The sequence below is a fragment of the Pseudomonas fluorescens genome (genome assembly GCF_902497785.1).
GTDB classification, from domain to species: domain Bacteria; phylum Pseudomonadota; class Gammaproteobacteria; order Pseudomonadales; family Pseudomonadaceae; genus Aquipseudomonas; species Aquipseudomonas fluorescens_BO.
Map to the genome: position 1 here is coordinate 18,506 of NZ_CABVHK010000030.1, position 20,103 is coordinate 38,608.

Annotated in this window: 16 protein-coding genes and 1 pseudogene; 12 read left to right on the top strand and 5 right to left on the bottom strand. The window is 60.3% G+C overall.

Features of this window, described 5'->3' with window-relative positions; all coding sequences use genetic code 11:
* The first annotated feature begins 134 nt into the window (after positions 1-134).
* The 4 genes from F8N62_RS30310 (at position 135) to F8N62_RS30325 (ending at position 4,986) form a co-directional block, all read left to right on the top strand.
* Entirely contained in the window at positions 135-608 is a 474-nt protein-coding gene (locus F8N62_RS30310; protein WP_150714069.1) for a MarR family winged helix-turn-helix transcriptional regulator, read from the top strand.
* Positions 605-2,074, top strand: a complete 1,470-nt coding sequence (locus F8N62_RS30315; RefSeq protein ID WP_150714070.1) for an efflux transporter outer membrane subunit — start codon at positions 605-607, stop codon at positions 2,072-2,074. Before F8N62_RS30310 ends, F8N62_RS30315 begins: the two co-directional genes overlap by 4 nt.
* A gap of 15 nt (positions 2,075-2,089) precedes the next feature.
* Positions 2,090-3,292, top strand: a complete 1,203-nt coding sequence (locus tag F8N62_RS30320) for an efflux RND transporter periplasmic adaptor subunit (RefSeq protein ID WP_150714071.1) — start codon at positions 2,090-2,092, stop codon at positions 3,290-3,292.
* A 164-nt stretch (positions 3,293-3,456) separates the two neighbouring features.
* Positions 3,457-4,986, top strand: a complete 1,530-nt coding sequence (locus F8N62_RS30325; RefSeq protein ID WP_150714072.1) for a DHA2 family efflux MFS transporter permease subunit — start codon at positions 3,457-3,459, stop codon at positions 4,984-4,986.
* Positions 4,987-5,110: 124 nt separating this feature from the next.
* On the opposite strand, the gene lpxH is transcribed toward F8N62_RS30325, so the two are convergent.
* Positions 5,111-5,863: a UDP-2,3-diacylglucosamine diphosphatase gene (gene lpxH, locus F8N62_RS30335; RefSeq protein ID WP_150714073.1), complete on the bottom strand. Its 753-nt coding sequence runs from the start codon at positions 5,861-5,863 to the stop codon at positions 5,111-5,113.
* Positions 5,860-6,363 (bottom strand): peptidylprolyl isomerase, encoded by a 504-nt coding sequence (locus F8N62_RS30340; protein WP_150714074.1) that lies wholly within the window; start codon positions 6,361-6,363, stop codon positions 5,860-5,862. Before F8N62_RS30340 ends, lpxH begins: the two co-directional genes overlap by 4 nt.
* Positions 6,364-6,612: 249 nt before the next feature.
* Here F8N62_RS30340 and F8N62_RS30345 point away from each other — a divergent pair, with 249 nt between their 5' ends.
* A complete protein-coding gene (locus F8N62_RS30345; protein WP_150714075.1) occupies positions 6,613-8,310 on the top strand; it encodes a glutamine--tRNA ligase/YqeY domain fusion protein in 1,698 nt (565 codons plus the stop codon).
* Positions 8,311-8,327: 17 nt separating this feature from the next.
* On the top strand, positions 8,328-9,710 hold the full coding sequence (gene cysS, locus F8N62_RS30350; RefSeq protein ID WP_150714076.1) for a cysteine--tRNA ligase: 1,383 nt from the start codon (positions 8,328-8,330) through the stop codon (positions 9,708-9,710).
* A gap of 135 nt (positions 9,711-9,845) precedes the next feature.
* On the opposite strand, the gene F8N62_RS30355 is transcribed toward cysS, so the two are convergent.
* The gene (locus F8N62_RS30355; protein ID WP_150714077.1) at positions 9,846-11,681 is read right to left on the bottom strand and encodes a sigma-54-dependent Fis family transcriptional regulator; all 1,836 of its coding nucleotides are present in this window, start codon (positions 11,679-11,681) and stop codon (positions 9,846-9,848) included.
* A 384-nt stretch (positions 11,682-12,065) separates the two neighbouring features.
* Between F8N62_RS30355 and F8N62_RS30360 the strand changes: the two genes are divergently transcribed.
* Genes F8N62_RS30360 through F8N62_RS30385 form a run of 6 tightly spaced genes read left to right on the top strand, consistent with a single transcriptional unit; the run spans position 12,066 to position 18,020 of the window.
* Positions 12,066-13,160, top strand: a complete 1,095-nt coding sequence (locus F8N62_RS30360) for an ABC transporter ATP-binding protein (protein WP_150714078.1) — start codon at positions 12,066-12,068, stop codon at positions 13,158-13,160.
* Positions 13,160-14,275 carry an ABC transporter ATP-binding protein gene (locus F8N62_RS30365; protein WP_150714079.1) on the top strand — a complete coding sequence of 372 codons (1,116 nt, stop codon included), beginning with the start codon at positions 13,160-13,162 and terminating at the stop codon, positions 14,273-14,275. The genes F8N62_RS30360 and F8N62_RS30365 overlap by 1 nt, the downstream gene beginning before the upstream one ends.
* The gene (locus F8N62_RS30370) at positions 14,272-15,138 is read left to right on the top strand and encodes a carbohydrate ABC transporter permease (protein WP_008032762.1); all 867 of its coding nucleotides are present in this window, start codon (positions 14,272-14,274) and stop codon (positions 15,136-15,138) included. Before F8N62_RS30365 ends, F8N62_RS30370 begins: the two co-directional genes overlap by 4 nt.
* An 8-nt stretch (positions 15,139-15,146) precedes the next feature.
* Complete coding sequence (locus F8N62_RS30375; protein WP_017339615.1) at positions 15,147-15,947, top strand: carbohydrate ABC transporter permease; 801 nt, start codon at positions 15,147-15,149, stop codon at positions 15,945-15,947.
* A 10-nt stretch (positions 15,948-15,957) separates the two neighbouring features.
* Positions 15,958-16,230, top strand: a complete 273-nt coding sequence (locus F8N62_RS30380) for a DUF2160 domain-containing protein (RefSeq protein WP_150714080.1) — start codon at positions 15,958-15,960, stop codon at positions 16,228-16,230.
* A gap of 47 nt (positions 16,231-16,277) precedes the next feature.
* A complete protein-coding gene (locus tag F8N62_RS30385; RefSeq protein WP_150714081.1) occupies positions 16,278-18,020 on the top strand; it encodes an ABC transporter substrate-binding protein in 1,743 nt (580 codons plus the stop codon).
* A 274-nt stretch (positions 18,021-18,294) separates the two neighbouring features.
* Here the strand turns inward: F8N62_RS30385 and nuoN are convergent, their stop codons facing one another.
* Together nuoN and F8N62_RS30395 are read right to left on the bottom strand one after the other, a co-directional pair.
* On the bottom strand, positions 18,295-19,758 hold the full coding sequence (gene nuoN, locus F8N62_RS30390) for an NADH-quinone oxidoreductase subunit NuoN (RefSeq protein WP_150714057.1): 1,464 nt from the start codon (positions 19,756-19,758) through the stop codon (positions 18,295-18,297).
* 7 nt (positions 19,759-19,765) lie between these two features.
* Positions 19,766-20,103 (bottom strand): annotated as a pseudogene (locus tag F8N62_RS30395) (NADH-quinone oxidoreductase subunit M); the annotation flags it as partial.

Below are 20,103 nucleotides of genomic sequence, written 5' to 3' on the forward strand. Positions count from 1 at the left end.
CGGTGTGCGCGCCGCAATCTCGACCCCGCTTATCAGCTAAATACAAAGCAACCTAACTATTACGTTGACATTCGCTGCCTAGGCAGTAACATCTCGTCACATATTCTCTGCCTAGGCAGCTAATCGGTGGACAGATGAAACATTTCACTCCGGACGGCTTCAAGAATTGCCACCTCGGGCTCTTGCTCGGGCGTGCGGCGTTGCTCAAGGACCGGATCATCGACACGCACATGGAACCCCACGGCATTACCGCCGCGCAGTTCAAAGTGCTGATCATCATGGCCCAGTTCGGCGTCGATACTCCGGCCGAGCTGTGCCGGCACCTGTCCCTCGACAGTGGTTCGATGACCCGCATGCTCGATCGTCTGGAACAGAAAGGTTTCCTCGCCCGTCAGCGCAGCGACGCAGACCGTCGCCAGGTGCAGCTTGTGTTAACCGAGCAGGGCCAGCAGTTGGCTGACCGCTTGCCGGAGATCGGCGCTAATGCGATGAACGAACTGGCCGGCGCGATCACCGCGCAAGAGCTGGACACCCTAGAACAGATCCTGAAGAAAATATTGGTAGCCGCCGGTGACTCGATCACGCTGCTGCGGGTAGGTGAAAAATGAGCGGTAGAACCTTGCGTGCCGGCCTCAGCCTGCTGCTGGCGGCCATGACCCTGGCCGGTTGCGCCAGCTACAGCGGCCTGACCACCGAAGGCAAAAGCCTCGATGCGCAGACGCTCAAGGCCGGGCAATCCCTCAGCGGTGTGACCCTGTCGCCCGCGGCCTGGCCCAAAAGCGACTGGTGGAAAAGCCTCGGCGACCCGCAGCTCGACGGCCTGATCCGCGAAGCCTTGCGCGACAGCCCCGACATGCAGATCGCCGACGCCCGCGCCCATCAGGCCAGCGCCGCCGCCTACGCCGCCGATGCCGCGCGCATGCCGACCCTCGATGCCAGCGCCGGCGTCAGCCGTTCGCGCCTGGCCCGCGATCAAGACCCGAGGGGCGAGGGCGATGCGTACTCGACCGTGCGCAACATCAGCGCCACTTTCAATTACAACTTCGATCTGTGGGGCGGTCAGCGTGCCGCCTGGGAAGCGGCGTTGGGCCAAGCCCGCGCAGCCGAAGTCGATCAACAGGCCGCGCAGTTGACGCTGGCCGCCGATGTCGCCCGCGCTTACAGCGATCTGGGTCAGGCGCACATCATCCATGACCTTGCCAGCGAAGACCTCAAACGTACCCGGCAAATGCTCGACCTGAGCCAGCGTCGCCTGAGTTCGGGAATCGACAGCGAGTACCAGTTCCAGCAAACCGAAAGTCTGGAGGCCAGCTCCGAAGCCAGCCTGATCGACGCCGAAAAACGCCTGCAAAGCGCGAAAATCGCCTTGGCGGTGTTGCTCGGGAAAGGCCCGGATCGCGGCAACGAGATTGCCCGGCCGAAAATCCTCCAGGCCAGCGCTGTCGCCTTGCCGTCGGTGCTGCCCGCCGAGTTGCTCGGTCGCCGTCCCGATCTGGTGGCTGCACGCTGGCGCGTCGAAGCAGCCAGCAAGGACATCGACGCCGGCAAGACTCAGTTCTATCCCAACCTCAACCTGAGCGCGGCGGCCGGTGCCGAATCGTTGCTGGGTGACGCGATGTTCGGTTCGGCCAGTCGTTTCTTCAATATCGCGCCGACGATCTCGGTGCCGATTTTCGACGGCGGCCGCCTGCGCGCCGACCTCGATGCCCGCGACGCCGATTACGACCTCGCGGTGGCGCAGTACAACAGAAGCCTGGTGCGAGCCCTCGGTGATGTCAGCGACACCATCAACCAGTTACGCGATATCGGCCGGCAGATCGGCGCGCAGCAGCACGCCACCGACATTGCCCAGAATTCCTACGACACGGTGGTCCAGCGTTACGGTTCCGGCATCGGTAACTACCTGGACGTGCTCAGCATCGAGCAGCAATTGCTCCAGGCCCAGCGTCAGCTGGCCAACCTGAATGCCGAGCAGATCGACCTGTCGATCCAACTGATGCAAGCGCTGGGCGGCGGTTTTCAGGGCGAAACCCTGACCGCGGCCAACGCAACCCCAGCCACGCAGCACAACTAATTCAAGGTAATGGTCATGGCCACTGCAGAAAACACCCAAGCCCCTGACAACAGTCCAGACACCAGCAACCCGCGCAAACGCAAAGTCATGCTGGTGGTGCTGGCGATTGTGGTGATCCTCGCCGGTCTCGCCGTGTGGGGTTATCACGAACTTTACGGACGCTGGACCGAAAGCACCGACGACGCCTACGTGAACGGCAACGTGGTGGCAATCACCCCGCTGGTCACCGGCACCGTGGTCAGCATCGGCGCCGACGATGGCGATCTGGTTCACGAAGGTCAGGTGCTGGTCAACTTCGACCCGAACGACGCCGAAGTCGGTCTGCAAAGTGCCCAGGCCAATCTGGCGCGCACCGTGCGTCAGGTGCGCGGCTTGTACAGCAACGTCGACGGCATGAAAGCCCAGGTCAATGCCCAGCAAGCCGAAGTGCAAAAGGCTCAGGACAATTTCAGTCGGCGCAAAAGCCTCGCAGCAGGCGGGGCGATTTCCCAGGAAGAACTGTCGCACGCTCGCGATGACCTGACCTCGGCGCAAAACGCTCTGGCTAACGCGAAGCAGCAACTGAAAACCACCAGCGCTTTGGTCGATGACACCGTGGTGTCTTCGCACCCGGACGTGATGTCGGCGGCCGCGCAATTGCGTCAGGCCTACTTGAACAACTCGCGCAGCACCTTGATTGCTCCGGTCACCGGCTACGTCGCCAAGCGTTCCGTACAATTGGGCCAACGGGTCCAGCCAGGCACCGCGCTGATGGCGGTGATTCCGCTGGATCAACTGTGGATCGACGCCAACTTCAAGGAAACCCAGCTGCGCGACATGCGCATCGGTCAGCCGGTGGACATCGAAGCCGACTTGTACGGCAGCGACGTGAAGTTCAGCGGCACCATCGACAGCCTCGGCGCCGGCACCGGCAGCGCGTTTGCCCTGTTGCCGGCGCAGAACGCCACCGGTAACTGGATCAAGATCGTGCAGCGGGTGCCGGTGCGGATTCACATCAACGCCGAAGAGCTGGCCAAACATCCGTTGCGCGTGGGGCTGTCGACTCAGGTCGATGTGAACCTGCACGACCAGAGCGGCCCGGTGCTGGCGCAACAGCCGCCGCAGAAGGCTTCGTTCAGCACCACCGTCTACGACCGTCAATTGGCCGAGGCCGACGCGATGATCGCGCAGTTGATCCACGACAACAGCGCTGCGGCCAGCAAAACCGTGCAGCGCTGACACCGATCCTGTGTGGCGAGGGGATTTATCCCCGTTCGGCTGCGAAGCAGTCGCAAAGCTTTTGGGGGCCGCTTCGCGACCCAACGGGGATAAATCCCCTCGCCACACAAGGTCAGCTGCGTCTGTAACAGGCCCGGCGTCATTCAGGTTTCAAAGGATTCGCGATGAGCAATAACGCGTCGTTCACCCCGCCCAGCCTGCTGCTCAGTACCATCGGCCTGTCGCTGGCGACTTTCATGCAAGTGCTCGATACCACCATTGCCAACGTGGCGCTGCCGACGATTTCCGGCAACCTTGGCGTGAGTTCGGAGCAGGGCACTTGGGTGATTACCTCGTTTGCGGTGAGCAATGCGATTGCGCTGCCGCTGACCGGTTGGCTCAGCCGGCGCTTCGGTGAGGTGAAACTGTTTCTGTGGGCGACCATTCTGTTTGTGATCGCCTCGTTTCTCTGCGGTATTTCCACCTCGATGCCGGAACTGATCGGCTTTCGGGTCCTGCAAGGCCTGGTCGCGGGGCCGTTGTACCCGATGACCCAGACGCTGCTGATCGCGGTTTATCCGCCCGCCAGGCGCGGCATGGCCCTGGCGTTGCTGGCAATGGTCACGGTGGTGGCGCCGATTGCCGGGCCGATCCTCGGCGGCTGGATTACCGACAGCTATAGCTGGCCGTGGATCTTCTTCATCAACGTGCCGATCGGGATTTTCGCGGTGATGGTGGTGCGTTCGCAATTGAAGAAGCGGCCGGTGGTGACCAGTTATCAGCCGATGGATTACGTCGGCCTGATCACGCTGATCATTGGTGTCGGCGCATTGCAGGTGATCCTCGACAAGGGCAATGACCTGGATTGGTTCGAGTCGAACTTCATCCTCATCGGCGCGGCGATTTCGGTGATTGCGCTGGCGGTGTTCGTGATCTGGGAAATGACCGACAAGCACCCGGTGGTCAATCTGCGGCTATTCGCTCATCGCAACTTTCGCATCGGCACGATTGTGCTGGTGCTGGGTTACGCCGGGTTCTTCGGGATCAATCTGATCCTGCCGCAATGGCTGCAAACCCAGATGGGCTACACCGCGACATGGGCCGGGTTGGCGGTAGCGCCGATCGGGATTCTGCCGGTGTTGATGTCGCCGTTTGTCGGCAAGTACGCGCATAAATTCGACCTGCGGTTGCTGGCCGGTCTGGCCTTCCTGGCGATTGGCTTGAGCTGCTTCATGCGCGCCGGGTTTACCAGCGAAGTGGACTTCCAGCACATCGCCCTGGTGCAGCTGTTCATGGGCATTGGCGTGGCGCTGTTCTTCATGCCGACCTTGAGCATCCTGATGTCGGACCTGCCACCGAGCCAGATCGCCGACGGCGCCGGCCTCGCGACTTTCCTGCGGACCCTGGGCGGCAGTTTTGCGGCGTCGCTGACCACGTGGATCTGGATTCGCCGGGCGGATCAGCATCACGCGTACATGAGCGAAAGCATCAGCACCTACGAACCAGCAACCCGCGAGGCGCTGAATGCTTTGGGCGGGCCAAGCAACCCGGCGTACGCGCAGCTCGATCATGTGCTGACCAGTCAGGCGTACATGCTCTCCACCGTGGATTACTTCACGCTGCTGGGGTGGGCGTTCATGGGGTTGATCGTGATTGTCTGGCTGGCGAAACCGCCGTTTGCGGCGAAGGCGGGGCCAGCGGCCAGCGGTCATTAAGCCACACATAGAACCCTGTGGGAGCGGGCTTGCCCGCGATGACGGTGCATCATTCAACGACGATGTCGAATGTGATTGCGCTATCGCGGGCAAGCCCGCTCCCACAGGTTCTTTGGTTCAGCAGTCAGGTCGCGGGGGCTGCGAGTTGCGGCGGCGGGGTGAAGTCAAACGGCGCCAACGCATACCCGCTCTCATCCACCTGCAACGCCCAGCCCTGACGATCCCAATCCCCCAGCACAATGCGCCGGGCCGCTTGCTCGCCACTCTGCAACTTGTGGATCGCCGGACGATGGGTATGGCCATGGATCAGGGTTTTCACGCCATAGGCCTGCATCACTCGGGGCACTTCTTCGGGGGTGACATCGACAATGTCATTGGCCTTCATCCGCGTCTGCGCGCGGCTTTCGCTGCGCAGTTTGCGCGCCAGTTTATGCCGGGTGCCCAAGGGCAGATGGCGCAGGATGAACAGGGTGATCGGGTTGCGCAGGTAGCGACGCAGCTTCATATACGCCACGTCGCGGGTGCAGAGGCTGTCGCCGTGCATCAACAGCACCGGCTCACCGTAGAACTGCACGACACTCGGGTCCTTCAGCAGGGTGCAGCCGGCCTGTTTGCAGAAGGCCTGGCCGAGCATGAAGTCGCGATTGCCGTGCATCAGAAAGATCGCCGTGCCGCTGTCGCTGAGGTCGCGCAGGGCCTGGCAGATGGAACGCTGAAAGGGCGTCATGGCATCGTCGCCAATCCACGCCTCGAAAAAGTCGCCGAGGATGTACAACGCACTCGCCGAGCGGGCGCGCCCGGCGAGTAAATCCAGAAACGCCCGGGTAATGTCCGGGCGCTCCTCTTCCAGATGCAAATCTGAAATCAGCAGTATCACTCAATGATCTCGGCTTTCTCGATGATCACGTCGTCTGCCGGTACGTCCTGGTGGCCGGATTTCATGGTGGTGGAAACGCCTTTGATCTTGTCGACAACGTCGGTGCCGGCAACGACTTTGGCGAATACCGCGTAGCCCCAGCCCTGAGTGGTCTTGGCGCTGTGGTTGAGGAAGCTGTTGTCAGCGACGTTGATGAAGAACTGCGCGGAGGCCGAATGCGGCTCCATGGTGCGGGCCATGGCGACGGTGTACTTCTCGTTCGGCAGGCCGTTGTCGGCTTCGTTCTGGATGCTTGGGCGCTTGTCTTTCTTTTCTTTCATGCCTGGCTCGAAACCGCCGCCCTGGATCATGAAGTTGCCGATAACGCGGTGGAAAACAGTGTTTTCGTAGTGACCGGCTTTGACGTATTCGATGAAGTTGGCAACGGTCAGCGGTGCCTTTTCAGCGTTCAGTTCCAGGACGATGTCGCCATGGTTTGTAGTCAGTTTGACTTGGGTCATGATCATTACTCTTTCAATGAATTCGTGGGTTTCAGGGCGTTATCGCCCCCAACCGGTCCGGCCTTCAATGGCCAAGGTGCGCAGTTTAGCGCGACAGACGCGAATTTCGAGGCTGTTTTTGATCGGCATCCGATTAAATGCAGCCGTTTTCGGGCCTGCTCTGTCAGCGACTTGACGGCATCGGCTATGATAGCGGCTTTGTTTTGTCAGGCTGTCTTCCGGCCGCGCACTTGTACGTTCAAGGATCCTATGAGCAAGCCCACTGTCGACCCTACCTCGAATTCCAAGACCGGCCCTGCCGTGCCGGTCAATTTCCTGCGCCCGATCATCCAGGCGGACCTGGACTCGGGTAAGCACACGCAGATCGTCACCCGTTTCCCGCCTGAACCCAACGGTTACCTGCACATCGGTCACGCCAAGTCGATCTGTGTGAACTTCGGTCTGGCCGAGGAATTTGGCGGCGTCACCCACCTGCGTTTCGACGACACCAACCCGGCCAAGGAAGACCAGGAATACATCGACGCGATCGAAAGCGACGTCAAATGGCTGGGCTTCGAATGGTCCGGCGAAGTGCGCTACGCCTCGCAATATTTCGACCAGCTGCACGACTGGGCCGTCGAACTGATCAAGGCCGGCAAAGCCTACGTCGATGACCTGAGCCCGGAGCAAGCCAAGGAATACCGTGGCAGCCTGACAGAACCGGGCAAGAACAGCCCGTTCCGTGATCGCTCCGTCGAAGAAAACCTCGACTGGTTTGCGCGCATGAAGGCTGGCGAGTTCCAGGACGGCGCACGTGTGCTGCGGGCGAAGATCGACATGGCCTCGCCGAACATGAACCTGCGCGACCCGATCATGTACCGCATCCGTCACGCCCATCACCACCAGACCGGCGACAAGTGGTGCATCTACCCGAACTACGACTTCACCCACGGTCAGTCGGACGCCATCGAAGGCATCACCCACTCGATCTGCACCCTGGAATTCGAAAGCCACCGTCCACTGTACGAGTGGTTCCTCGACAACCTGCCGGTGCCCGCGAACCCGCGCCAGTACGAGTTCAGCCGCCTGAACCTGAACTACACCATCACCAGCAAGCGCAAGCTCAAGCAGCTGGTCGATGAAAAACACGTTCATGGCTGGGACGACCCGCGCATGTCCACGCTGTCCGGCTTCCGCCGCCGTGGCTATACGCCGAAATCGATCCGCAACTTCTGCGACATGATCGGCACCAACCGCTCCGACGGTGTGGTTGACTTCGGCATGCTCGAATTCAGCATCCGCGACGACCTCGACCACAGCGCCCCGCGCGCCATGTGCGTGCTGCGTCCGCTGAAAGTCGTGATCACCAACTACCCGGAAGGCCAGGTCGAAAACCTCGAACTGCCGTGCCACCCGAAAGAAGACATGGGCGTGCGCGTTCTGCCGTTCGCCCGTGAAATCTACATCGACCGTGAAGACTTCATGGAAGAGCCGCCAAAAGGCTACAAGCGCCTGGAACCGAACGGCGAAGTGCGTTTGCGCGGCAGCTACGTGATCCGTGCCGACGAAGCGATCAAGGACGCCGATGGCAACATCGTCGAACTGCGTTGCTCGTACGATCCGGAAACCCTCGGCAAGAACCCTGAAGGCCGCAAGGTCAAAGGTGTGGTGCACTGGGTGCCGGCCGCGGCCAGCGTCGAGTGCGAAGTGCGTCTCTACGATCGCCTGTTCCGCTCGGCCAACCCTGAGAAGGCCGAAGACAGCGCCAGTTTCCTGGACAACATCAACCCTGACTCGCTGCAAGTGCTCACCGGTTGTCGTGCTGAACCCTCGCTGGGCAATGCACAGCCGGAAGACCGTTTCCAGTTCGAGCGCGAAGGCTACTTCTGCGCGGATATCAAGGACTCGAAGCCCGGCCATCCGGTGTTCAACCGTACCGTGACCTTGCGTGATTCGTGGGGCCAGTGATTCAAGGAACCTCAAAAGTGCTTTCGATCTACAACACGCTCACCAAGAGCAAAGAAGTCTTCAAGCCGCTGGATGGCAACAATGTGCGCATGTACGTCTGCGGGATGACCGTCTACGACTACTGCCACATTGGCCACGGCCGCAGCATGGTTGCGTTCGACCTGGTGACCCGCTGGTTGCGGTTCAGCGGTTACAACCTGACCTACGTGCGCAACATCACCGACATTGAAGACAAGATCATCAATCGGGCCAAGGAGAACGGCGAGCCGTTCGACGTGCTGACCGAGCGCATGATCACGGCGATGCACGAGGACGAGGCGCGCCTCAATATCCTCAAGCCGGACATGGAACCGCGCGCCACCGATCACATTGCGGGCATGCAGAGCATGATCCAGACGCTGATCGACAAGGGTTACGCCTACGCCCCGGGCAATGGCGACGTGTATTACCGCGTCGCCAAATTCATGGGCTACGGCAAGCTGTCGCGCAAGAAGATCGAAGACCTGCGCATCGGCGCGCGGATCGAAGTCGACGAGTCGAAACAGGACCCGCTGGACTTCGTGCTGTGGAAAGGCGCCAAGCCGGGTGAACCGAGCTGGCCTTCGCCGTGGGGTGACGGGCGTCCGGGCTGGCACATCGAGTGCTCGGTGATGTCGACCTGCTGCCTGGGCGAAACCTTCGATATTCATGGCGGCGGCAGCGACCTCGAGTTCCCGCACCACGAAAACGAAATCGCCCAGAGCGAAGCGGCCACCGGCAAGACCTACGCCAACGCGTGGATGCATTGCGGGATGATTCGCATCAATGGCGAGAAGATGTCCAAGTCCTTGAACAACTTCTTCACCATTCGCGATGTACTGGAAAAGTATCACCCGGAAGTCGTGCGTTACCTGCTGGTGTCGAGCCATTACCGCAGCGCGATCAACTATTCGGAAGACAACCTCAAGGACGCCAAAGGCGCACTCGAGCGTTTCTACCATGCGTTGAAAGGCCTGCCGAGCGTGGCGCCGGCCGGTGGCGAAGCGTTTGTCGAGCGCTTCACTCAGGTGATGAACGACGACTTCGGCACGCCGGAAGCTTGCGCTGTGCTATTCGAGATGGTGCGCGAGATCAACCGTCTGCGGGAGAGCGATCTGGATGCAGCGGCCGGTTTGGCGGCGCGTTTGAAGGAATTGGCGAGCGTGCTGGGCGTGTTGCAGCTTGAGGCGGATGACTTCTTGCAGGCCGGCGCGGAAGGGCGGGTTGATGCGGCTGAAGTCGATGCGCTGATTGCCGCGCGTCTGGCGGCTCGTGCGGGTAAAGACTGGGCAGAATCGGACCGTATCCGCGACCAGCTCACCGCCATGGGCGTGGTGCTGGAAGACGGCAAGGGCGGCACGACCTGGCGTCTGGCTGACTGATCGGTTCGAACGCTGAAAAACAAAACCCGCCTTGTGCGGGTTTTTTTTGAGATCAAAAGATCGCAGCCTTCGGCAGCTCCTACAGGGCATACCCCATCCGAAGGTAGGAGCTGCCGAAGGCTGCGATCTTTTGACCTAACCCTCCGACTGACGCAACCGCTTGTAAAGGGTATTACGGCTAACCCCAAGCCTGCGCGCCAGATGCGAAATATTCCCCCCGGCCGCCTGCAACTGCCGATTCAAATCCTCGGCATCATTCAAGTCCACCCCCAGGGTTTGCGGCGTATCCACCGGCTCCATCTCCAGATCGACAAAAAAATCATCCGGCAAATGCTCCGGCCGCACAGGCTGTTCCTCGGCCATCGCCAGTGCCACCTGCATTACGCTGCTGACCTGACGCAAATTCCCCGGCCACGGATGACGGCTGAATAACTCCATTACTTCGCGACTCAGCCCGGCCCATTGAGTCGGTTCACGATGTTGCTCCCACAAGCGCTTGAACAGCGCCTGCTTGTCGCTGCGCTCTCTTAATGGTGGCAACTCCAGGGTCAGCCCGCCGATGCGGTAATAAAGGTCTTCGCGAAACCGCCCCAGTTGAACCTGCTCGCGCAACGAGCGGTTGGTCGCCGAAATAATCCGGATGTCCACCGGGTACAGCTCGCTGCTGCCCACCGGTTGTACGCAACGTTCCTGCAACACCCTCAACAGCCGCGCTTGAGTCGGCAAGGGCATGTCACCGATTTCATCCAGGAACAGGGTGCCTTTGTCCGCCTTGCGAATCAGCCCGATGCTGCCTTTCTGATTGGCCCCGGTAAAGGCGCCTTTCTCGTAGCCAAACAGCTCGGACTCCACCAGTTCGGCGGGGATCGCTGCACAGTTGACGGCAATGAACGGTTGTTTGCTGCGAGAGCTGGCCTGGTGCAGGGCTTTGACGAACACTTCCTTGCCGACCCCGGTTTCGCCGTGGATCAACAGCGGGATGTCTTTTTCCAATAAGCGCTCTGCCTGGCGTACGGCTTTTTCCACGCGGGCATCGCCGAAGTGCAGGGTGGTGAGGCTGATCGCGGCGGGTTCGACTGCGCTGGGCGGTGCAAACAACCGCGCCTGGATCGGCGCCTGCTTCGGCCGCTTCATCAGGCACTGAAAGCGGTTGCGCCCCGAGGCTTGAAGGGAGAATGGCAGGCCATCGGGCTGGTTCAGCAGCTCCAGCAGCGACACCTTGAACAGGCTCTCGACACTCACCCGCGACAAGCTGATGCCCAGCAAATTATCGGCCCGGCGGTTGGCCGACAGCACCTGGCCGCTCTCATCGAAAATCAACAACCCGGCCCATTGGCTGTCGAGGTTGTTCAACCCGGTGTTGAACGTCAGTTGAAAATGCTGGCCATGGAACAGGTTGAGGATCAGCCGGTTTTCCACGGTCTGGCTCATCATCTTGACCATGCCGAGGGTATGCGACGGCGGCAGGTAGCTGTCACTGGACACGTCCAGCACCGCGATGACCTTGCGTTCGGCATCGAAAATCGGCGCGGCGGAACCGGTCATGAAGCGATTGGCCTTGAGGAAATGTTCGTCGTGCTCGATGTGTACCGCCTGCTCGCAGGCCAGTGCGGTGCCGATTGCATTGGTGCCGCTGCAACGCTCCATCCAGCTCGCGCCGGCGCTGAAACCACGGGCCAGGCGCGGTTCGATGAAGCGCTGGGTGCCCCAGGACGTCAGCACCTGGCCCTGATTGTCGGCGAGCATGATCAGGCAATTGGAGTTGCTGAGGATGTTTTCGTAGTAAGGCAAGACTTCCTGATGGGTGGTCTGCACCAGTGAGTGCTGGCTATCCAACAACTGCGCGATGTCTGCTGGCGGTAGCTGGTCGAACGCCGGGGCGCTCTGGTGATCAAGACCGAACGCACGGCAACGGGACCAGGAGTCCTGGATGATGGCGTCGTGGGAGAGCGGCGAGGCGGGTACGGCCATGGCAGTCGATCTCTGAATAAGCTTTTATTGTTTTTATGAGCACTTCACTTTTGCACGGAGTACCTGGGTAGGAGCTGCCGAAGGCTGCGATCTTTTGATCTTGATTTTGCATCAAGACTGCCGGACTGAAGATCAAGAGATCGCAGCCTTGGGCAGCTCCTACGGGGCCGTAAACAGTCCGTAGAGTGTTGTTCACTATTGTTCATTGTCAACGGGCGAATTGTTAAATTGTTCAACCGCGGTTGTTCATTTCTGTTCAGCAACGAACGCCGTTCAGCCGCAGTTTTCAGGATTTCCAAGCGGGATCAACAGCTTGCGATTTCTGGCATGAAACTAGCTCTATTGCTCCGGTCGCTTGACTCCAAAAATAAAAAAGGCCGAGCCATGTCATTAACCCTGGAGCACGTCAGCCGCACCGTCGAGGGCCAGACCTGGATCGACGATGCATGCCTGAGTTTCGAACCCGGATCTTTCAATGTTTTGCTCGGCCGTACGCTGTCCGGCAAAACCAGCCTCATGCGCCTGATGGCCGGTCTGGACAAGCCCGACAGCGGCCGCATCCTGATGAACGGCGTCGACGTCACCCAGCGCCCGGTGCGTTTGCGCAACGTGTCGATGGTCTATCAACAGTTCATCAATTACCCGACCATGACCGTGTTCGAAAACATCGCGTCGCCATTGCGTCAGGGCGGGGCGTCCAACGAGCTGATCCAGAGCAAAGTGCTGGAAACCGCGAAGATGCTGCGCATCGAAAAGTTTCTTCAGCGCTATCCGCTGGAACTCTCCGGCGGCCAGCAACAGCGCACGGCGATGGCCCGCGCCTTGGTCAAGGACGCCGAACTGATCCTGTTCGACGAGCCGCTGGTCAACCTCGACTACAAGTTGCGCGAAGAGCTGCGCCAGGAAATGCGCGAACTGTTCAAGGCCCGGCACACCATTGCCATCTACGCCACCACCGAACCCAACGAAGCGCTCGCGCTCGGGGGCACCACGACCATTCTTCACGAAGGCCGGGTGATCCAGAGTGGCAAGTCGGCCGAGGTCTATCACCAGCCACAAACCGTGCTCGCTGCCGAGCTGTTTTCCGAACCACCGATCAACCTGATGCCCGGACGGATTGCCGGCAACGAAGTCAGCTTCGCCAACTTCGTGCACTTTCCGTTGAACGTCGATCTGCGCCCGGTGGGCGAGGGCGAGTTCCGTTTCGGCGTGCGCCCGAGCCATATCTCGCTGGTGCCGAGCAATGACGACGATCTCGAACTGGCGGTGACCGTCGAAGTCGCGGAGATCAGCGGTTCGGAAACCTTCCTGCACGTGCGCAATGAGCATTTCCTGCTGGTGCTGCACTTGCCGGGTGTTCACGAATACGACGTCGATGCGCCGATTCGCATCTACATCCCGACCCATAAACTGTTTGTGTTCGATGCGCAGGGGCGGCTGGTCCAGGCGCCCGGCCGACGTATCGCGAGGGTTGCCTGATGGCCGAAATCCGTTTGCAGAACCTCGCCCACAGTTACACGCGCACGCCGAGCGGTCCCGAGGATTACGCGATCCGCGAGATGGACCATGTCTGGGAGCAGGGCGGTGCCTACGCTTTGCTCGGGCCTTCGGGTTGCGGTAAATCGACCTTGCTCAACATCATTTCCGGTCTGCTCAGCCCGTCCCAGGGGCATGTCCTGTTCGACGGCAAAGCCGTCAACGACCTGACCCCGGAGAAACGCAACATCGCTCAGGTTTTCCAGTTTCCGGTGGTCTACGACACCATGACGGTGTTCGACAACCTGGCCTTTCCGCTGCGCAATCAAGGCATGGCCGAGGCGAGAATTCACAGCAAGGTGCAGGAAATTGCCGAAGTCCTCGACCTCCAGGCGCTGCTGAGCAAAAAGGCGCGCAACCTCACCGCCGATGAAAAACAGAAGGTCTCGATGGGCCGCGGGCTTGTGCGCGATGACGTGTCGGCGATTCTGTTCGATGAGCCGCTGACCGTGATCGACCCGCACTTGAAGTGGAAATTGCGGCGCAAGCTCAAGCAGATCCACGAGCAGTTCAACATCACCATGGTCTACGTCACCCACGATCAACTCGAGGCATCGACGTTTGCCGACAAGATCGCAGTGATGTATGGCGGGCAGATCGTCCAGTTCGGCACGCCAAGGGAATTGTTCGAGAGGCCGAGCCACACCTTTGTCGGCTATTTCATCGGCAGCCCGGGGATGAACCTGATCGAGGTGCAGCCGCGAGCGGGCGGAGTCGGATTCGCGTCGACGCTTTTGCCATTGTCTGACGCACAACAGCAACGCATCGCCGAATCCGAATGGAAAACCCTGAAGGTCGGTATCCGCCCGGAGTTCGTGCACGTGTGGGACGAGCCGTTTGACGACGCGATGCAGGCACAAGTCGTACACGTCGAAGACCTCGGCACCTACAAAATCATGACCCTGAACCTCGACGGCGCGCCGTTGAAAGTGCGCCTGGCCGAAGACAAGCCGGTGCCGGAAGGCACGGCGTACATCAGTTTTCCGGCGCAGTGGTTGATGGTCTATGCCGACGATTATTTGCTGCAGGCGCAAGCCAATAATGGGGTGCAGCCATGAACAAGGTGCAGAACAACAAGGCGTGGTGGCTGGTGTTGCCGGTGTTTTTGCTGGTGGCGTTCAGTGCGGTGATCCCGATGATGACCGTGGTCAACTATTCGGTGCAGGACATTTTCGACCAGTCCAGCCGCTACTTCGTCGGCGCCGACTGGTACAAGCAAGTGTTGCTCGACCCACGGCTGCATGACTCGCTGCTGCGCCAGTTCATCTACTCCGGCTGTGTGTTGCTGATCGAAATCCCGCTGGGTATCGCCATTGCCCTGACCATGCCGACCAAGGGCCGCTGGTCGTCGTTAGTGCTGATCATTCTGGCAATTCCGTTGCTGATTCCGTGGAACGTGGTCGGCACCATCTGGCAGATTTTCGGCCGGGCCGACATTGGCCTGCTCGGTTCTAGCCTTAACGCGATGGGCATCAACTATAACTATGCGGCCAACACCATGGACGCCTGGGTCACGGTGCTGGTGATGGACGTGTGGCACTGGACTTCGTTGGTGGCGCTGTTGTGTTTCTCCGGGTTGCGGGCGATTCCGGATGTGTACTACCAGGCCGCGCGGATTGATCGGGCGTCGGCCTGGGCGGTGTTCCGGCACATCCAGTTGCCCAAGCTCAAGAGCGTGCTGCTGATCGCGGTGATGCTGCGCTTCATGGACAGTTTCATGATCTACACCGAGCCGTTTGTGCTCACGGGCGGCGGGCCGGGGAATGCCACGACTTTCCTCAGTCAGACCCTGACGCAAATGGCCATCGGACAGTTCGACCTCGGCCCGGCGGCGGCTTTCTCGCTGGTGTACTTCCTGATCATCCTGTTGGTGTCCTGGCTGTTCTACACCGCCATGACTCACTCTGACGCCAACCGCTGAGGTCTGCCATGAGCAAGAGAAAGCTGATTCCATTGCTGATCTACATCCTGTTCCTGCTGGTGCCGATCTACTGGCTGCTGAACATGTCCTTCAAGAGCAACACCGAAATCCTCAGCGGCCTGACCCTGTTTCCGCAGGATTTCACCTTCGCCAACTACAAGGTGATCTTCACCGACCCGGCCTGGTACACCGGTTACCTGAACTCGCTGTATTACGTGAGCCTGAACACGGTGATCTCCCTGAGCGTGGCGTTGCCGGCGGCCTATGCGTTCTCGCGTTATCGCTTCCTTGGTGACAAGCACCTGTTCTTCTGGCTGCTGACCAACCGCATGGCGCCGCCGGCGGTGTTTCTGCTGCCGTTTTTCCAGCTGTATTCCTCGATCGGGTTGTTCGACACCCACATCGCTGTGGCGCTGGCGCATTGCCTGTTCAACGTGCCGTTGGCGGTGTGGATTCTTGAGGGCTTCATGTCTGGCGTGCCGAAGGAAATCGACGAAACCGCCTACATTGATGGCTACAGTTTTCCCAAGTTCTTCGTGAAGATTTTCGTGCCGCTGATCGGTTCGGGGATCGGGGTTACGGCGTTTTTCTGCTTCATGTTCTCCTGGGTCGAATTGCTGCTGGCGCGGACGTTGACCTCGGTGAACGCCAAGCCGATTGCGGCGGTGATGACCCGCACGGTTTCGGCTTCCGGGATCGATTGGGGCGTGCTGGCGGCGGCGGGGGTGTTGACTATCCTGCCCGGCATGCTGGTGATCTGGTTTGTTCGCAACCACGTGGCCAAGGGCTTTGCCCTCGGCCGGGTTTGAGGAGCTGATGATGGAATGGATGAGCTGGACGGTCCCCACTGCGGCGTTTTTCATCGTCATTGGCCTGATTCTGCTGGGCATGACGACCTGGGAGCTGCGGTCGCCGAGCGTTCTTCGGCGGGGTTTGTTGCCGATTGCCACCACCCGTGGCGATCGGCTGTTTATCGGTCTTCTCGGCAGCGCCTACCTGCATTTGCTGGTGATCGGCGCCACCGACTGGAGCATCTGGGTAGCGTCCGCGTTGTCCCTGGTGTGGCTGTTGGCTGTGATGCGTTGGGGCTAGTCGAATCGCTCGGCAATGTTGCTCCGAAACCCATAAAGGAGGTCTCTATGTTCGACAAAAACAATAAGCTGCGACATAGCATTTCACTGGCGACCATGCTGGCACTCAGCGGTTTGAGCGCTTCGGCCTGGGCCGATGCCTATGAAGACGCCGCGAAGAAATGGATTGGCAGCGAGTTCAAGCCGTCCACGCTGACGGCGGAACAGCAGCTGGAAGAGCTGAAATGGTTTATCAAGGCCGCCGAGCCGTTTCGCGGGATGAACATCAAGGTGGTCTCGGAAACCATCGCCACCCACGAATACGAGTCCAAGGTGCTGGCCAAGGCGTTCAGCGAAATCACCGGGATCAAGCTGACCCACGACCTGCTGCAGGAAGGCGACGTGGTGGAAAAGCTGCAGACCGTGATGCAGTCGGACAAGAGCATTTACGACGGCTGGGTCAACGACTCGGACCTGATCGGTACGCACTTTCGTTACGGCAAGACTGAATCGATCACCGACCTGATGGCCAACGAGGGCAAGAACTTCACCTCGCCGACCCTGGACATCAAGGACTTCATCGGCATCTCCTTCACCACCGCCCCGGACGGCAAGATCTACCAACTGCCGGACCAGCAGTTCGCCAACCTGTACTGGTTCCGCGCCGACTGGTTCGAACGGCCGGAGCTGAAGGCCAAGTTCAAGGAAAAATACGGTTACGAGTTGGGTGTACCGGTGAACTGGTCGGCCTATGAAGACATTGCCAAGTTCTTCAGTGAAGACGTCAAGGAAATCGACGGCAAGCGTATCTATGGGCACATGGACTACGGCAAGAAAGACCCGTCCCTGGGCTGGCGCTTCACCGATGCCTGGTTCTCCATGGCCGGTGGCGGCGACAAGGGCATTCCCAACGGTTTACCGGTGGACGAGTGGGGTATCCGCGTCGAGGACTGCCATCCGGTCGGTTCCAGCGTGACCCGTGGTGGCGACACCAACGGCCCGGCGGCGGTGTTTGCCACCACCAAATACGTCGAGTGGATGAAAAAGTACGCGCCACCGGAAGCGGCGGGCATGACCTTCTCCGAATCCGGCCCGGTGCCGTCTCAGGGCAACATTGCCCAGCAGATCTTCTGGTACACCGCATTCACTGCCGACATGACCAAACCGGGTCTGGCGGTGATGAACGCCGATGGCACGCCGAAATGGCGCATGGCGCCATCACCACGCGGACCGTACTGGGAGGAGGGCATGAAGCTGGGGTATCAGGACGTGGGTTCCTGGACGTTCATGAAGTCCACGCCTGAGAAACAGAAACTCGCCGCCTGGCTGTATGCGCAGTTCGTGACCTCGAAAACCGTGTCGCTGAAGAAAACCATCGTCGGCCTGACGCCGATCCGCGAGTCGGACATCAACTCGCAAGCCATGACGGATCTGGCACCGAAACTGGGTGGCCTGGTGGAGTTCTACCGCAGCCCGGCCCGCGTGCAATGGACGCCAACCGGGACCAACGTGCCGGACTATCCACGTTTGGCACAACTGTGGTGGAGCCACATTGCCGAAGCCGCGAGCGGCGACAAAACCCCGCAACAGGCACTCGACGGTCTGGCCAAGGATCAGGACGCGATCATGACCCGCCTCGAACGCTCGAAAGCCCAAGCCACCTGCGCACCGAAAATGAACCCCGAGCGCGATGCGCAATACTGGTTTGACCAGCCGGGTGCCCCGAAACCGAAACTGGCAAACGAGAAGCCTAAAGGCGAAACCGTGAACTACAACGAACTGCTGAAATCCTGGGCGGATGCGCGTAAGTAACTGCTGAACCCTGAAACGCGAACGGCACCGGAAGGTGCCGCTTTTTTTGTGGGTGTCTGTCAGTCCGTCTTCGCGGGCAAGCCCGCTCCCACAGGTTTTGTGTCGTACACAAAATTTGTGGCCGCCCTCAGTCCCTGTGGGAGCGGGCTTGCCCGCGAAGAGGCCATCTCTGGCTATCGATTTCTAGTGGACGATCTTTTGATCTTGAAACCCCAAACGCAAAAACGGCACCCGAAGGTGCCGTTTCTGTTTTCCACCGAGTATCGCTAAGCGATCAACCCGCCAACACAGCCTGTTGAACCAGCACCAGCAACGGTTGCGGATACAGACCCAGGAAGAACGCCAGTCCGGCGATGGCCAGCAGCATGACGCCGCCCGCTTTTTGTTCCCAGTGCAACTGGGCGTCGTGGCGACGCAGGTTCGGTTCGATCAGGTACAAAGTGACCATCACGCGCAGGTAGTAGAAGACGCCGATGGCGCTGCCCAGTACCAGGGAACCGACCAGCCACCATTGCTGCGACTCTACGCCGGTCGCAATGATGTAGAACTTGCCGATGAAGCCTGCGGTCAGCGGGATGCCAGCCAGGGACAGCATCATCACGGTCAGCACGGCGGTCAGGTACGGACGGCGCCAGAACAGGCCACGGTATTCGTACAGGGCGTCGGCGTCACGGCCGTTGTACGGCGAGGACATCAGGGTAATCACGCCGAACGCGCCGAGGCTGGTGACCACGTAGGTGACCAGGTACACGCCGATGGCTTCCACGGCCAGGCCTTTGCTCGCCACCAGGGCGATCAGCAGGTAGCCGAAGTGGGCGATGGACGAGTAACCCAGCAGACGCTTGAGGTTGCTTTGGGTCAGGGCCAGCAGGTTACCGAACAGGATCGAAGCGATGGCGATGATGGTCAGCACGTCGCTCAGGACACCACTGCTCGCCGCTGGCGAGATCTGGAACAGACGCACCATCACCGCGAACACCGCGACTTTGGACGCGGTCGCCAGGAATGCGGCAACCGGTGCCGGAGCCCCTTCGTAAACGTCCGGGGTCCAGAGGTGGAACGGTACCAGCGACAGCTTGAACGCCAGGCCGATGAGCATCATGCCCAGGCCCATCTGCGCCAGCGAGCTTGGCAGGCCGGTGGCCGCGAGGGCCTGACCGATGCCGACGAAGCTCAGGCTGCCGGAATCGGCATACAGCAGCGCCATGCCGAACAACAGGAACGCCGAACCGGCAGCCGACAGCACCATGTACTTGATGCCGGCTTCCAGCGAACGCTTGTTGAAGAAGGCATACGCCACCAGACCGTAGACCGGCACCGACAGCAGTTCCAGACCGATGAACAAGCCGGCCAGGTGCTGCGCGCTGACCAGAACCAGGCCACCGGCGGCGGCCATCAGGATCAGCAGGTACAGTTCTTCGCGGTTGCCGGGGTAACCCGAACCGCCATCGCCGAGGTAGGCGTGGGCGAGGGTCACACAAGCCAGGGTGGCGACCAGGATCAGCGCCATGTACAAGCAGGCGAAGCTATCGATTTGCAGCAGCGGGGTCACGGCCAGAGGCGCGACCTTCAAGGCGGGCAGGATCGACAGCAATGCCAGGTTCAGACCTGCCACGGAAATCAGGAAGGTCTGCGAGTGGTTGCGGCGCCAGGCAATCGCCAGCATCACCACGATGATCGTGGCGCTGGTGATCAACAACGGCGCTAGCGCGATAAAGTGTTGAGTCGTGAATTCCATAGCGCTCTTACCGGGCCGAAGCGAGTTGAGTGAAGGCGGTGCCGAGCCACTGCTGCACGCCATGCATCGTCGCGGCAGAGGTGTCGAGGAACGGTTGCGGGTACACGCCGAGGTAAATCAGCAGTGCCGCCAGACCGACCACCATGATCAGTTCGCGAGCATCCATACCGTGCAGCACCGCGTCCGATTTCGACGGGCCGAAGTAGGCACGGTGAATCATGATCAGCGAGTACACCGAACCGAACACCAGACCGGAGGTGGCAATTGCCGTGATCCACGGTGCAGCGGTGAACGTGCCGATCAGAATCAGGAACTCACCGACAAAGTTGCCAGTGCCCGGCAAGC